Annotated in this window: 13 protein-coding genes; 7 read left to right on the top strand and 6 right to left on the bottom strand. The window is 46.2% G+C overall.

Going from position 1 to position 15,587, the window contains the following annotated elements; all coding sequences use genetic code 11:
• Nucleotides 1-25 precede the first annotated feature (25 nt).
• Entirely contained in the window at nucleotides 26-1,024 is a 999-nt protein-coding gene (locus MKHDV_RS05415) for a 4Fe-4S dicluster domain-containing protein (RefSeq protein ID WP_160713048.1), read from the top strand.
• Nucleotides 1,017-1,451 carry a FeS-binding protein gene (locus tag MKHDV_RS05410; RefSeq protein WP_160713046.1) on the top strand — a complete coding sequence of 145 codons (435 nt, stop codon included), beginning with the start codon at nucleotides 1,017-1,019 and terminating at the stop codon, nucleotides 1,449-1,451. Before MKHDV_RS05415 ends, MKHDV_RS05410 begins: the two co-directional genes overlap by 8 nt.
• A 472-nt stretch (nucleotides 1,452-1,923) precedes the next feature.
• Here the strand turns inward: MKHDV_RS05410 and MKHDV_RS05405 are convergent, their stop codons facing one another.
• Nucleotides 1,924-2,229, bottom strand: a complete 306-nt coding sequence (locus MKHDV_RS05405; RefSeq protein WP_160713044.1) for a Dabb family protein — start codon at nucleotides 2,227-2,229, stop codon at nucleotides 1,924-1,926.
• A 199-nt stretch (nucleotides 2,230-2,428) separates the two neighbouring features.
• Between MKHDV_RS05405 and MKHDV_RS05400 the strand changes: the two genes are divergently transcribed.
• From MKHDV_RS05400 to MKHDV_RS05390, 3 genes are all read left to right on the top strand, one after another.
• On the top strand, nucleotides 2,429-4,165 hold the full coding sequence (locus MKHDV_RS05400; RefSeq protein WP_160713042.1) for an AMP-binding protein: 1,737 nt from the start codon (nucleotides 2,429-2,431) through the stop codon (nucleotides 4,163-4,165).
• Between the two features lie 591 nt (nucleotides 4,166-4,756).
• On the top strand, nucleotides 4,757-5,578 hold the full coding sequence (aroE, locus tag MKHDV_RS05395; protein ID WP_160713040.1) for a shikimate dehydrogenase: 822 nt from the start codon (nucleotides 4,757-4,759) through the stop codon (nucleotides 5,576-5,578).
• Between the two features lie 17 nt (nucleotides 5,579-5,595).
• Nucleotides 5,596-5,739, top strand: coding sequence for a hypothetical protein (locus tag MKHDV_RS05390; RefSeq protein WP_216846861.1), 144 nt, complete (start codon nucleotides 5,596-5,598; stop codon nucleotides 5,737-5,739).
• A gap of 231 nt (nucleotides 5,740-5,970) precedes the next feature.
• Here the strand turns inward: MKHDV_RS05390 and MKHDV_RS05385 are convergent, their stop codons facing one another.
• The 4 genes from MKHDV_RS05385 to MKHDV_RS05370 form a co-directional block, all read right to left on the bottom strand.
• Nucleotides 5,971-6,297 (bottom strand): P-II family nitrogen regulator, encoded by a 327-nt coding sequence (locus MKHDV_RS05385; protein WP_160713036.1) that lies wholly within the window; start codon nucleotides 6,295-6,297, stop codon nucleotides 5,971-5,973.
• A gap of 18 nt (nucleotides 6,298-6,315) precedes the next feature.
• Complete coding sequence (locus MKHDV_RS05380) at nucleotides 6,316-7,686, bottom strand: ammonium transporter (RefSeq protein ID WP_160713034.1); 1,371 nt, start codon at nucleotides 7,684-7,686, stop codon at nucleotides 6,316-6,318.
• A 597-nt stretch (nucleotides 7,687-8,283) separates the two neighbouring features.
• The gene (gene icd / locus MKHDV_RS05375) at nucleotides 8,284-9,426 is read right to left on the bottom strand and encodes an NADP-dependent isocitrate dehydrogenase (RefSeq protein ID WP_160713032.1); all 1,143 of its coding nucleotides are present in this window, start codon (nucleotides 9,424-9,426) and stop codon (nucleotides 8,284-8,286) included.
• 231 nt (nucleotides 9,427-9,657) lie between these two features.
• Nucleotides 9,658-10,437, bottom strand: a complete 780-nt coding sequence (locus MKHDV_RS05370) for a thioredoxin domain-containing protein (protein ID WP_160713030.1) — start codon at nucleotides 10,435-10,437, stop codon at nucleotides 9,658-9,660.
• A gap of 416 nt (nucleotides 10,438-10,853) precedes the next feature.
• Here MKHDV_RS05370 and asnS point away from each other — a divergent pair, with 416 nt between their 5' ends.
• A complete protein-coding gene (gene asnS / locus MKHDV_RS05365; RefSeq protein ID WP_160713028.1) occupies nucleotides 10,854-12,239 on the top strand; it encodes an asparagine--tRNA ligase in 1,386 nt (461 codons plus the stop codon).
• A gap of 413 nt (nucleotides 12,240-12,652) precedes the next feature.
• On the opposite strand, the gene MKHDV_RS05360 is transcribed toward asnS, so the two are convergent.
• A complete protein-coding gene (locus MKHDV_RS05360) occupies nucleotides 12,653-13,879 on the bottom strand; it encodes an OmpP1/FadL family transporter (RefSeq protein ID WP_160713021.1) in 1,227 nt (408 codons plus the stop codon).
• A 492-nt stretch (nucleotides 13,880-14,371) separates the two neighbouring features.
• Between MKHDV_RS05360 and MKHDV_RS05355 the strand changes: the two genes are divergently transcribed.
• Complete coding sequence (locus MKHDV_RS05355) at nucleotides 14,372-15,586, top strand: L-serine ammonia-lyase (RefSeq protein ID WP_160713019.1); 1,215 nt, start codon at nucleotides 14,372-14,374, stop codon at nucleotides 15,584-15,586.
• Nucleotide 15,587 lies beyond the last annotated feature (1 nt).

The following is a 15,587-nucleotide window of genomic DNA, read 5'->3' as shown; positions in this document are numbered from 1 at the left end:
GCAAGGTTCATTCATAGGTATACATATGAAGAAGTCCCCGAAAAAAAACTCATCACCCAATACGCCTATCTCCCGACGAACCTTTCTGAAAGTTTTCGGAGCTGCCGGAGCTACAGCCTGTGCCTCTTCGGTGCATCCCGCTGAGGCACAGAATTCAGCACCAAAAGAAGAGCTCATGACTGTGCTCGACATATCAAAATGTATTGGCTGTGGGGAATGCGTAACCGCCTGTACAGAATCGAACGCACACAAATACCCCACGGTTCGCAAGCCAATTCCGAAAATGTTCCCACCACGCGTAAAAGTTGAAGACTGGTCAGACAAAAAAGATGTTGATGACCGACTCACTCCCTACAACTGGCTTTTCATCCAGACTGCAGAAGTGGAACACAACGGCGAAGCACACGAAATTAACATTCCACGCCGATGCCTGCACTGCACAAACCCACCGTGCGCCAACCTCTGTCCGTGGGGCGCTGCACGCAAAGAAGATACAGGTGTAGTCCGCATACATGAAGACATCTGTCTTGGCGGCGCTAAATGCCGAACGGTATGCCCTTGGCACATCCCCCAACGACAAAGTGGTGCAGGCCTCTATCTCGACCTGCTCCCGCGCTTTGCCGGAAATGGAACCATGCTCAAGTGTGACCGCTGCTACGACAAAATCGCCCAAGGCGAGCAGCCTGCATGCATCACAGCCTGCCCGGAGAATGTGCAACGCATCGGTAAGCGCAGCGAAATGATCGCATACGCAAAAGAGCTCGCAGCCGCCACAAACGGCTACATATACGGACTGGAAGAAAACGGCGGAACAAACACAATTTATGTATCACCAGTGCCTTTCGATAAGCTCAACAACGCCATCGACAAGGGCAAAGGAAAGCCGCATCTCGCACCGGTAGAAAATTCCATGGCGAATGAAGAAACATTAACGTCTGCACTCATAGCCGCGCCAATTGCGGGTGTCGCAGCAGGCGTCCTTAAAGTTCTCTCTGACGCACGCAAGGAGAAGAACAATGACTAACATCATCCGCAGACTCTGGGTGCCGCTCATGGCACTTATGGCCATAACAGGCATGGGACAAATGCCCATCTTCAAGCGTTACTACATTGCCGACATCCCCGGCCTTGCATGGCTGGGACAGCCTTTTACCGTCCACTGGGTGCATTACATAGGCGCAGCCGTGCTCATGTTCATAATCGCATGGTTCGTAACGCTATGGGTAGCAAAGCAGCCCAAACTGACAACATCAGGAATCCTCCGCATCATACTTCTCGCGCTACTCGTCGTCACAGGCTACGTGCGTGTGATGAAAAATTTACCTGACGTACATTTCTCGCCAATGATCACCATGCTCATAGACTGGTCGCATCTCCTCTTCGCCATGCTGCTCGGTATTGCCGCCGTTTGGTGTGTGCGAACTGGACGAAAAGCGTACATTGAAGAATAAGCGGTTGCCTTCGGCGAGTCTGTGACGCTTTTTTTCTAAGGCATTTTTTTAGCCTCTGGCAGGTCTTCGACGACGCTTTTTTTGTCTCCGACGGCTGGGGAAAACCTTTCTGTAGAAAGGTTCTTCCCCAGACCCCTTTCCAAAGACTTTTATTTTGCGAGGTGCGCACGTTTTTTATGTTACCTCGCGGCTTATCGACACTACCTTTCTGAAAATAAAAAAAAGGCTGTCCATCATATGAAGGACAGCCTTTTTGCTATTCAAGTCAGTGGAATCAAGCCGCGTGAGAAATATATCTACGGGATTTCATCGCATAATAAAAAGTTTTGATGGGGGTCTGGGGGAAACTTTGCAAAGCTTTAGCCGTTCTCGAAGAATGAGAGATTACGGATAAAGACAGTGGAACAGTTTCAGCCCAGCCGCCGGAGGCAAAGCCCCGCTGGCAAGCGCCGTCGGAGACAATGCCCGATTGCTAAACTACAAAATCGATAGCTTTGCGACCTGAGATAACTTTTTTGATAAAGCCCACACATTCAACATGCAGCGGGTGGTTCGCGTAATCTGCGAGCCCTGCTTCGTCATCGTGGGTAGAGAGGAGAATCACCTGCACGTCTTCAGTGGTGGTGCTTGTAAACTCCATAGAAACGTCGAGAGTTTTGAGGGAAGGAATTTTTCCTTCAAGATCACGGAGCATTGCTACAGTCTTAGCTGCGTTGTCTGCTGCGGATGCGCCTTCAGCTTCTTCTTTGAGAGTAAACCAAACGATATGTTTAATCATGAGATTATCCTTTCTATAAAATAGTGTTGTACTCATTTTCATATGCTTAAAGAGCCAAAAAGGTCAATTGACATGCTGTTACAGACAGCTAGAAAGAGGTCAGCAGCATTGCAGACTTCTCCATCTTCGCGTACAGACAATTCGTTTAGCAGTGAACAGTATTCACTGCTTTTAATGGATGATTTTTTACGGAGCGCCCATGTACCCACTTTCTACGTATACACTGACCGCTGTGCTCGAACGCAGTGCTGATTTGTTCCCAGATCAACCGGCACTTTCGAATGCTGGCGGAACCCCCATTACCTACAAAGAATTTGCTACTGCCGTTCAGGGGTTGCAGGGACTACTTGTTGAGCATGGTATCAATGCTGGCGACAAGGTTGCTATTTTAAGTGAAAGTACACCAAACTGGGGCATTGCTTATTTTGCAATTACTGCCATGGGCGCAATCGCTGTACCTATTCTTCCAGATTTTCATCCGGACGCAGTGCACCACATCATCCGTCATTCTGAAGTAAGCGCAGTTATTGTTTCCCAAAAGCTGTTTAATAAAGTTGAAGACGGCCAGTATGATGAGCTGCCAATTCTTTTCTTGATGGAAACATTCTCTCCGGTTGCATTTGACGAAGAGCCGCAAAAGCTGAAGGAATTAAAAAAGGCAGGTCTTCGTGAATTCCGTTCTCTTTTGGACAAGGCACGTGATCTGACACAAAAATTTATTGAGCGGGAACACGCAGAGAAAATTAAAGGCTCAGTCAGTCTTTTTTCTGCTGGAAATACCGTATCTCAAGACGATGTTGCTGCAATCATCTACACTTCCGGTACTACTGGGCATTCCAAAGGGGTTGTCCTTACCCATGGCAACATTGTTTCAAATGCATATGCCGTTCGTTCCATTGTTGAAGTCGGCCCCGGCGACAGACTGCTCTCTATCCTTCCGCTTTCCCATACATATGAATGCACACTCGGATTAATCCTACCGATTATGAACGGTGCGCATATTAACTACATGGATAAGCCGCCTACAGCGCGCGCCTTATTGCCTGCTATGGCGTTAGTTAAACCGACTGTCATGTTGTCCGTTCCACTTGTTATTGAGAAAATTTTTAAAGCTGCAATATTACCAAAGCTGACAAGCAGCTGGGCAAAACGCCTATTATATAAAGCTGCACGTCCTAAACTGCACGCCCTTGCCGGAAAAAAGTTGCTGGAAACATTCGGCGGCAGCTTGCGTGTTTTCTGTATCGGCGGCGCAGCTATTGCGCCGGAAGTTGAACGCTTTTTAAAGGAAGCAAACTTCCCGTATGCTATCGGATACGGACTGACTGAAACCAGCCCGTTACTGGCTGGCACAGGCCCCGCACAGACTCGTTTATACTCTACAGGGTACAAACTTGAAGGTGTCGAGCTGAAGATTGATAATCCGCACCCAGAAACTGGTGAAGGTGAAATCCTCGCAAAAGGCCCATGCGTCATGCAGGAGTACTATAAAGCTCCTGAGATTACGAAATCTGTATTCACAGACGATGGTTGGTTCCGAACTGGTGATCTCGGTAAATTTGACAGCGATGACTTCCTTTACATTCGAGGTCGCCTTAAAAATGTCATTGTAGGCCCGAGTGGTGAAAATATTTATCCTGAAGAACTTGAAGGCATGATTATGCAGTCCCCGTGGGTGCTGGAAACCATCGTCTACGAACAAGATAGAAAACTTATCGCCCGTATTCACCTTGATAGAAGTAAAGTGGACGACGAATTCGGCTCGTTGCATGCGAGCAAGCTTGAAGAAAAAGTTCTTAAACTGCTGGAAGAAATCCGCTCCACCGTAAACAACAAAGTTGCCGGTTTCTCCCGAATTATGAAAGTTACTGAACAAACTGAGCCGTTTGAAAAAACTCCCACACAGAAAATTAAACGATACTTGTACATCAACTAATTTTCGATCTGCATAAAAGCAGACATGTAACTACTTTTATCCCATACTTAAACCTTATTTAATCCATATTTTAACTATATTTAGTCCATAGTTAGTCAATAATTGAAGCATATTCGGTCGATATTTAACTCATAGTCGGTCGATAGCTGAACTTTATTTGAACCTCATTTGAATTTGCAGAAAATACGAACTTTGCAAATTCAAATGAGGTTCAAATTTTTTGCACAATCCCCTTGCCAATAGCGGAAGCTTTTTCCGGAGTAAAAATTACTTTACGTTCGCCGACATTCGACCTTTTGAGCATCTTCCTGCTACCTGTTGATTTTGCTGTGTTTTTAAAAAATAAAAACTATAAACAAAAGTTGGCACGCAGGTTGCTATAGTTAAAGTACCTTCTTTCTTTCATAGGTCATTCATGGCAAGGGGTGGCTCCCCAAACCCGAATTTTTGAAGCGGAGTGCTTGGTTTGCACTCCGCTTTTTTGTTGTCTTCACTCAATTCCCGCCCTGTACCTTCAGTTTTTTCTTAGCTACACTCTATGGCACACAGAACAACGCACTGCACAACCTGCTGCCCATAGAAGGAAAAACAATGACTGCTCCTCAAAAAAAATTATACGGAATCATCGGACACCCGCTAGGTCACACCATGAGCCCCGCCCTGCACAATAGCGGGTTCAATATGTTTTCCCTTCAGTCCGTGTACATGGCATTCCCTACCCCGCCTGAAAAACTTGCTGAATTTATGGAAAGCTTCCGAACTTTGCCTATGTATGGGGCAAGCGTCACTATTCCGCACAAAGAAACAGTCATGGAATACGTTGATACAATTACACCTCGGGCAGAAAAGGTCGGCGCAGTAAATACACTTTACTGGAAAGATGATGCTATTGTTGGTGACAACACTGACGTTCTCGGCTTCATGGCGCCGCTCAAAGATAAAAAGAAGACTCTTAAAAAGGCTCTTGTACTTGGTGCAGGAGGAGCTGCAAAGGCTGTTTTGGCGGGATTACAAGAACTCGGCATCAGCAACATCACGATTTGCAACCGCACAGCGCAAAGAGCGGAAAATCTTGCAACACAGTTCAATATTGACGCCGTTGCGTGGGAAAATCGCGGTTCCGTTGATGCAGATCTCGTCATAAACACAACCCCTATGGGCATGTCCGGCGAGCATGTAGATGCGACTCCGTTCACAGCAGAAATGTTTCAAGAGCACGGCACGGCGTATGACCTTGTTTATAATCCTCTTGAAACAACTTTCCTTCGCACCGCAAAAGAAGCAGGTTGGGAAACCATAGACGGCCTGCATATGTTCGCAGCACAGGGTGCAGAACAGTTCAAACTATGGACTGGTAAAAACATTCCACACGAGCATATCCGTAAACTCGTTTCAAACCTTCTGAGTCTTTAAAATTTCGAGCCAGTCAAGTGGATAGAAGAAGCAGGTTGGAAAACATAGACGGCCTGCATATGTTCGCAGCACAGGGTGCAAAACAGTTCAAACTATGGACTGGCAAAAACAGTCCACACGAGCATATCCGCAAACTTGTTTCAACTCTTCTGCGTCTTTAATCTTTCGAGCCAGACCGAGTGCATAACTAGCAGTATTTTTTCTTCAATGAAACGTCTGCAAGAACATGAAGCGTAAGCTGTCTCTCATTTTTTTTACGCTGTGACCCGATCATTACGATTTCAAAAAAAAAATAAATGAAAGGGTAGAGTTTTTTACACTCTACCCTTTCTGTTTTTTTCAATTGTATGTCTGGCACTCAGACGCAGTTTTTAAACTACTTTCTTCTGTCCCTATAAGTCCTCGCCTGTTCGAATTCTTCGGACGCCTTCGATGCTATGGAAGTAGATGATACCATCACCTTCTGTTGCAGTTCTGGCGCCTTGTTCAATGGCAGAGATAGCGTCGTTCAAACGTTCTTCATGAACAACCAGTTCAATACGCAGCTTCTTAAGAAGATTCACTTCCTCAGTTACACCACGGTACGTTTCTGTAAAACCCTTCTGCTGTCCGCTCCCAAGAATATTGTTAACAGACAATCCGAAAAGATCTTTGGCGAACAACTCCTGCTTAACCTGCGGGAGACGTTCTGGTCTGATAAAAGCAACGACATTCTTCATTGTTTTTCTCCAATCAGGTTATTCGACACTGAAAATCTGGAATCCGTTGTAGGCTTCAGAACCATGCTCGGTAATATCCAGTCCCTTAATTTCTTCAACGCTGGAAACGCGTAATCCAACTACTTTATCAATCAGTTTAAAACAGACGGTGCCGACGCCGAATGCCCATGCAAAGAAGACGACAACCCCTAAAAGCTGAACTCCGAACTGTGACAGATCTCCGTTATAGAAAAATCCAGTTACAGAGCCAAAATTTGGTGATGCAAATAAACCAACGCCGAGGGTGCCGACAGCACCGCAGACACCGTGAACAGAGATAGCGCCTACAGGGTCATCAATGCACAGAACGGTATCAATAAACTGTATGGCCAGAACTACTACTACGCCGCAAATTGCGCCGATAGCGATTGCACCGAACGGTGAAAGTTCACTACAACCAGCGGTAACACCGACAAGTCCGGCAAGGATGCCGTTCATAGTCATGGATGCTTCCGGCTTACCAAAACGTATCCATACTGTGATCATGGCTGCAATCATACCTGCGCAACCAGCCAAGCTGGTATTCATTGCAATGTAGCCAATGCTACCGTCAGCTACGGTTGTTGATCCGGCGTTAAATCCGAACCAGCCAAACCAAAGAATAAATACACCGAGACCAGCCATAGGCATATTGTGCCCAAGAATCGCACGCGGCTTTTTGTCCGGCATGTATTTACCAATTCGCGGACCTACAGCCATGGCACCTGCTAATGCAACCCAGCCGCCGAGGGAGTGAACAACTGTTGATCCTGCAAAATCTACAAAACCAAAAGATTCGAGCCAGCCCGTGCTTCCGGTAAGACCACCCCAAGCCCAATGGCCTGCTACAGGGTAGATAAGACCTGTGATGACGACACTAATCAAAATGTACGCCTGAAATTTAGTACGTTCTGCAACACTACCGGAAACGATTGTTGCCGCTGTTGCTGCAAATACAGACTGGAACAGCCAGAATGTAATATCGAAATCCCTAGTGACAGACGGAACATCGATGAAAGAGAGAAAGAACCCGTCAGTTCCAAACAACCCAAAAAAATCTCCGCCAAACATTAACCCGTAACCAAACATAAGGAACATCATAGTTCCAACGGCAAAATCCAACATGTTCTTCATGAGAATGTTACCAGCGTTCTTTGATCGAGTTAGTCCGCATTCAACCAAAGTGAATCCGGCCTGCATAAACATCACGAGCATGGCAGCGAGCAGAGTCCATACTATGTTCGCGTTTGTTTGTGTCAGATACATAACCTCGTCTTCGGCATGTACTACTGTTGCGCTTGCGCCAAGCGCCAAAACTGTCATTACTGTAATCAACCCTGTTCGGGACAACGTGCTTTTGTACACAGACATAGTAACCTCCTGCTTTTTAGATTTTGCATAATATTAAGCAGACTCTGTGCCAAAAGCGTAACTAGCTGTTTTTACTACACCCCACTTTTTGCTGTTTTACAATTTTGTCAATTCTTGTGTTTTTTAAGCTTGTTTTTTTGTCATTATTTACAAAATTGTTAAAAATGACATTTTCGGAAGAGCATCTTTTTGCCTCCGGCGGCTGGGCTGGAAACTTTTAAAAAGTTTCCCCCCAGACCCCCCTTTAAACTTTTTTTATTTGCGAGTTCTTTCTTTTCTTAAAATTGCCTCGCGGCTTATGCTCCATTACCTTTCCCGCACTATATTTGAGAATAGAGGAAGCCTGTCATGGCCGCCCACGAAAGGTAGCCTCTTCGCGACTTCCAACACGATAAAGAACGGGCTTGATCGCGATAAAAAGGGGTCAAGGGGCGAGCCCCTTGCGGGAGGTGCAGGAGGGTGGAACCCTGCCTGCCCGTCGGAGACCCCTCGGAGAGTTGCCAAAGGCTACCCCGTCGTTAAATGACGAAACAGGCCATAAAAAAAGGGTGGCCTCTAGCGAGACCACCCTTTTGCGTATTATATAGATCAGTACGACTACAAGAGACTTCCCACCAGCTCACCAAATGCCTTACAACCGACGGTTTTTGCATCTTCCATCTGGCTTGCGAGGTCACAGGTTACGGTTTTAGCGGAAATAGCTTTGCTCACAGCGGAATGAATAGAATCTGCTGCTTCAGTCCAGCCAAGATGCTCAAGCATCATTGCACCGGAAAGAATAAGGCTACCCGGGTTTGCCATGTCTTTATCGGCAATAGTAGGCGCTGTACCATGTGTAGCTTCAAAGAGCGCAAGCTTATCAGACATGTTAACGCCCGGTGCTAGACCGAGTCCGCCAACCTGCGCTGCAAGTGCGTCAGAAAGGTAGTCACCATTAAGGTTGGTGGTCGCAAGTACGGAATACTGTTCAGGTCGAATCAGTGCTTCCTGGAACATTGCGTCTGCAATGCGATCGTTTACGATCACTTTGCCTTCTGCTGGTGCATCTTCTGTGGTGGTATGCGCGCCAAACTCTTCAGCAGCAACATCATATCCCCACTGGCGGAAGCCGCCTTCGGTGTATTTCATGATGTTACCTTTATGCACGAGAGTTACGCTCGGCTTGCCATGTGCCACAGCAAATTCCAACGCTTTGCGTACAAGGCGCTTGGAACCGTTCGGTGTAATCGGCTTTAAGCCCACACCGGCAGTAGGGTCCACAGTGACACCAAGCTCGTCGTGGAAAAATGCAATAAGGCGCTTTGCTTCGTCGCTGCCGGATTCAAATTCGATACCAGCATAAACGTCTTCAGTATTTTCGCGGAATACAACCATATCAACAAGATCCGGACGCTTAACCGGTGAAATGATACCATCATAGTAACGGATAGGACGAATACATGCGTATAAGTCGAGCGTCTGTCTCAAGGTAACGTTCAGGCTTCTGAATCCTTTACCGACAGGAGTTGTAAGCGGGCCTTTAATGGCGAGCTCTGCATTCTGTAATGCGGTCAACGTAGCCTGCGGCAGGTATTCACCTGTCTCGTTAAATGCTTTTTCTCCGGCGAGAAGCTCCTTAAATTCCAAGGAACGTTCTTTGCCGTACGCTTTTTCAATCGCAGCAGTAAGAACCGGACGTGCGGATGCCCACACTTCTTTTCCGATCCCGTCGCCTTCGATAAAATACACTGTTTTCTGCACGGATGAACTCTCCCTGTACATGCTAAATTTCTAATTCGAGACGGGAAGATAGCCCGAACGTTATCTACTTTGCAAGAGTTCTTGCCCCACTATTTTACTGTTTTTGCTTAATATCGCCATTTTGTTACAATTTTGTAATCGTGAACTGTGTATAAAAAAACCTCCGAGTAAATACTCGGAGGCTTTTCATATTCAGTTGCTCCCGCGACAAAGCACGGTTTGCGGCAAGTACTACTTTTTGTTTTCGTAATCCAAAGCAATCTCTACAGCTTCAGAGTACAAATCAAGCGGCAACGCGCCACGGATAAGGATATTGTTAACGAGGAAGTATGGAGTGCCTTCAAGTTCGAGACCTTTTGCGTCTGCCATATCTTCATCAATAATAGCGTTAACAGATGCTGTACGAGCTTCTTTTGCGAGTTCTTCAGGATCAAGCCCTACTTTTTCCGCAGCTTTTTTCATATACGGTTCACCCTCTGCCATGAGAGCTTCGCGGTTTGCGAAAAATTCGTCGTACAATTTCCATGCTTTTCCAGAATCAAGATTATTTGCAGCAACAAAGTACTGCGATGCAAGGCGTGAATTTTCATGCGATGCAAGCGGGTAGTTCTTAAAAATGAAACGCACGGTTTTGCCGTAATGCGACATGAGGCTGTTTAATGTAAACGCAGCTCGTTCGCAGTAAGGGCATGTGAAATCTGAAAATGCAATAATAGTTACCGGTGCGTCTGCATTACCACGAATAGCGCGGTTATTTGTTGCAACGGTTTTAGTAACTGCAACATCCTGCTTCCATTGTGCCTTCATGGCAGCAATCTTAGCTTTTGAGTTACCTTCACGCAGTGCAACCAGCACCTGCTCACTGTTTTCACGAATAATGTTGAGCAAAATCTCCGGCTTTTCTCGCAGGATAGATTCTATTTGAGCATTTAATTCAGGGGTGGCAGCAGAAGCACTCTGCGGAATAAGAAGCAGTAATGCGAATACTGCCATTAAAATTCTTTGAACCATGCGTCCTCCGGACCGGTCTTTCAGAAGGTTAAGGTGCATAAACAAGAATCATCGTGACAGGCGGGTCAGTGTGATTTTTTAAATTTGTTTCACATCCGACATTTTTTGTACTGTTTGCCCCAAGCTGTTGCAAGTACGCAAGCCCTTTCTTATCATATTAACACCAATTCCACAGCACGCGGGGCTTTTCCGTTATAAAATAGCCACCTCAGCGCCTGTCTTTACATAAACAGATGGTCATTTTGTATTTTTGAATAACATTTCTACCACTCCACGAATCTGAATCATCTTTGCGAATGCAAGTAATATCAAATTGCAGTGGACTTGCAAGTCAGTTATAGAGCTTCAATACCAAGTAAATAACGAAACCAACCATGGTTTTGTATACCGCCATACGACTGTAAGGAGACAGGGACATGCGTAGAACCCCCATTGTTGATGCATTGCAGGCAGAAGAGGCTTCTAAAGAAGTTAAAATTTGCGGCTGGGTACGTACCCGCCGTGACGCAAAAGGATTTTCTTTTCTTGAGCTGAATGACGGCTCTTGCCTCACAAACTTGCAAGCCATCGTCGACGAATCAGTACCGACCTACGAGATTATTAAAGATGTAAGCACAGGCGCAGCTGTTGAAGTACACGGTGAACTTGTACCATCTCCGGGTAAAGGACAGAAATGGGAAGTTCGCGCTACAGAACTCAAGCTGCTCGGCGCTGCTGATGCAGACGATTTCCCGTTGCAGAAAAAACGTCACTCCGATGAATTCCTTCGTCAGATTGCGCATCTTCGCCCTCGTACCAACAAATTCGGTGCTGCTTTCCGTATCCGCTCCGAAGCAGCATTCGCTGTACACAAATTTTACCGCGACAAGGGCTTCTTCAACGTACACACCCCTATTCTCACAGGTTCAGACTGCGAAGGCGCTGGCGAAATGTTCCGCGTTTCTACCCTTCCAGTAACCGGTGTAGAGGCTCCTAAAGAAGGTTCTGTTTTCGACGAAGACTTCTTCGGTCGCGAAGCAAACCTTACCGTATCCGGTCAGCTCGAAGCAGAACTGCTCGCTATGGGTCTTGGCAAGGTATACACATTCGGCCCAACTTTCCGTGCTGAAAACTCCAACACTCCGCGCCACGCTGCTGAGTTCTGGATGATCGAACCGGAAGTTGCGTTTGCTGATAACGAAGACAACATGGATCTCGCAGAAGAAATGACCAAGTATGTTGTTAAGCACATTCTTGAGAACTGCGCAGAAGACATCAACCTCTTCGCCAAATTCGTCGACAAAGAGCTCATGGGTCGTCTTGAAAACATCATCAACGAGCCATTTGCACGCGTAAGTTACACCGAAGCAGTAGAACTGCTCGCAGCTACCAAGAAAAAATGGGAATTCCCTGTTGAATGGGGCATCGATCTCCAGACAGAGCACGAGCGTTACCTTGCAGAAGATCACTTTAAGCGCCCTGTAATCGTATACGATTACCCTAAGGACATTAAAGCATTCTACATGCGCATGAACGATGACGGCAAGACCGTTGCTGCAATGGACGTTCTCGTACCGCGCATTGGTGAACTCATCGGCGGATCACAGCGTGAAGAGCGTATGGACGTGCTCCTCGAGCGCATCAACGAAATGGGTCAGAATCCTGAAGACTACTGGTGGTACACCGATCTTCGTCGCTTTGGCTCTGTGCCGCACGCTGGCTTCGGCATGGGCTTCGAACGTTTGCTTATGCTCGTGACCGGTATCACCAACATTCGCGACGTTATCCCGTTCCCACGCACACCGCAGCATATTGAATTTTAAGCTGTCTTTGGTAAGATCGTAGAAATGCCTTTGGCGAGTCTACGACGTTTGCCTCCGGCGGCTTAAGAACCTCTTGCAAGAGGTTCTTAAGAATCTCCAGAAACCTTTATTCTGCGAAGAACGCTCGTTGATTATTATTTCACGCGGCTTAACGTCACTGACTTAAATAATAAAAAAGGGCTGTCCTATTTAAATAGGACAGCCCTTTTATGTTTTATGAAAGGTGGTGGAGCGTAAGCCGCGAGGCTAAGGAAACAACATGCTAAGCTCGCACGTAAAAGTTTTAGGAGATTCTTAAGAAGCCCTTTTCCAAAGCGGTAGCTGTTCTCAAAGAATGAGAGATTACAGCTAGCGACAGTGTAACAGGGTTCTTAAGCCGCCGGAGGCTCTTAAAAGTATAAAAGCCTAGCTGGCTAGAATTTATAGCCAACAGTCAACGCAACAAGCTGCGCATCACCGTTTTTAAACTCTGCATCCTGAGTATATTTGGTAGTATCAGCATTCGATACTTCTACCGATCTGGAACTATCAGCCATGAAAAGGTATGAGTAACTTGCATCAACAGACCATGTTTCGTTATGCCAACCTACGCCCACACCGACAATCTGACGATCGTTCGCAGGAACCATGTAACTCAAACTGTCGCCATTAAGCGGAGAGTTGTCGTACACATAACTGGCACGTAAATCCCAATTTTCTGTAAGATTGTACTCTGCACCAATGTTGTAACGCCAAGTATCTTTGTAGTCACTTTTTTTGGTGAATGGTCCACCTTCGAATTCGACTGTCAGCTCTTCGTAGCTGCTCCATCCAATCCAAGTGGCACCAACTTCAACACTCAGCTTATCAATTGGCTTTACGTTAATACCAAAGCCGATCTGCTCTGGCAGAGTGATCTTTCCGGATGCGCTGGTATCTTTAAGAGTAGCACTACCGAAAGTTGTTTTAATGTCACCCTTAACTTTCTGCGTAATCTCTGAACGATAGCTGGCACCGAGTGATAACCAGTCTGTCCATTGGTAACGAACACCAAGGGAAAGACCCGCTCCCCAACTATCACCGCCCATCTCTGTATCACCAAAAACAGCGCCCAAAGGCTGTTTCTTTTCTAAATTAAAATCGAACCACATAATTTCCGGGCCGATAGCGATAGAAAGATTGTCGGTAATGTTATAGCCAACAAGCGGATTAATGGAGACAGATTTAATTTGAACTTTATACACATCGGTTGCACCAGGCCATGTACTGTCGAATTCAGTACCAAGACCAAAGCGAGAAAAAACACCAATGCCTAAAGAAAATTTCTCGTTAAGCTTATGAGCTACGTACAGATGTGGCATAGTCCACAAAGTACTTTCGCCATCATATGAACCAGCATCTGCTGCCGGAGCATCAATTTCTACTGTTGCTCTCGGATAAATCCCGGTTGCACCAACAGCAATTTGAGTTCCTTCCAGCTGAGTCAACTGGGCAGGGTTAAGAGCCATAGAAGATGGGTCTGCTTTACCAGCCATTACGGAGTTGCCAAGCGCGTTAGCGCGAGCACTGAACTCGTAAATACCAAAGCCCGCCGCCTGAGCAGCAACAGAAGCTAACACCATAGAACAAATAACAATAAGTTGGATTACACGACGTGTCACATTCTCTCCTGATGTGATTTGAGGATAAAGCAACCATTCCCCTTGGCTGCTTCAAAAAGTGTATCGTCCCTCGTTCAATTCAGTCGTTTTTATGCAATTGAAGTAGCACTCACCTAATAGCAAGCTTCAAGATTTGCAAGAAAAATCAGGTAATTACAAACGCGTAAACACTGTAAACCACAGCCGCACACACCTTTGAGAGTGTTACTCATATCGTCTAAAAAAAGAGTAATTGCTTCTTTTTTAAGACCGTTACCATTAGCCTTGTTAGTATTTGCTTGTGCATACATAGTAAACAGTGTTCAGCGATTTTAATGAGATAGAAAAAACGTTTTGGAAAAGCTTGCTTCTCAGGCGGTATTTTGATTGTGTGCTAGACAATGGTGCTGAATACAAAAAAATTGTTTTCTCGCAAATGTAAAAAATTGTTTAAACCGCAATGTTGAGGTCGAGCGGCAGACGATTCTACATTTGAGATGGAGATGAACTGTTATGAAATCCATTCGTGAATTGTACAGAATTGGTGTCGGACCTTCTTCTAGCCATACTATGGGCCCAAAACGGGCTGCAGAACTCTTTTTACAGCAGTACACACATGCTTTCCGGTATGTTGTGCACCTGTACGAAAGTCTTGCAGCAACAGGCAAAGGCCACCTTACTGATCAGGCAGTGCTAGAAGTTCTCGGCGAAGAGTACACAACCATTAAATGGCATCCTGAAAAATGTTTGCCGGAACATCCAAACGCCATGACATTTGAAGCGTTTGATGAACAGGGAGAACTTTTAGGTTCTCGCACCTTCTTCAGTATAGGTGGCGGAGCAATCCGCGAGCTTGGTGAGGAAGACAAAGAAAGCGACGCTGTTTACCCGCTCACGACAGTCAAAGAAATTATGGATTACTGTTCGCAAAAAGGCATCACGTACTGGGAATATGTAGTGGAATGCGAAGGGCAAACTATTTTTGATTTTCTGGAAACTGTCTGGGAAACAATGGAAACAGCAGTAAAACGCGGGCTTGAAAACCAAGGTGTATTACCGGGTTCTATCGGGCTTAGCAGGCAGGCATGGCGCTTCCATAGAAGATGTCAAAATGCCTCAAGTGAGATGCAGCAGACAGGGCTTATTACGGCCTTCGCGCTTGCTGTGTCTGAAGAAAACGCAGGTGGCGGCATTATCGTCACCTCACCTACATGCGGCGCAAGCGGCGTTGTTCCAGCAGTTCTCTATTACTTGCAGAAACAACAGCAGCTCAACCGTCGCGATATTCTGCGGGCACTGGCAACCGCAGGTCTGTTTGGTAATGTCATTAAATTTAATGGCTCAATTTCCGGTGCAGAAGTTGGTTGTCAGGGCGAAGTTGGTTCCGCATGTGCGATGGCGGCAGGAGCTGCCGCAGAATTACTGGGCGGAACATTAAGACAAATTGAATACGCAGCAGAAATGGGTCTTGAGCACCATTTAGGGCTCACATGTGACCCCGTTGACGGCTTGGTGCAGATTCCTTGCATCGAACGTAACGCCTGTGCCGCCACCCGTGCACTTTCTTGTGCACAGATGGCTATTCTTTCTGACGGCACACACCACATCACCTTTGATGAAGTGGTGCACGTTATGAAGCAAACAGGGCACGATCTGCCAAGCCTGTACCGCGAAACTTCCACAGGGGGACTCGCGAAGGCATACGCAGGGCGCTGCAAAAAGAAATAAG

This window comes from Halodesulfovibrio sp. MK-HDV, assembly GCF_009914765.1.
GTDB lineage: Bacteria > Desulfobacterota > Desulfovibrionia > Desulfovibrionales > Desulfovibrionaceae > Halodesulfovibrio.
Note: the sequence above shows the minus strand (reverse complement) of the source record. Positions and strands in the feature narration are given on the sequence as shown.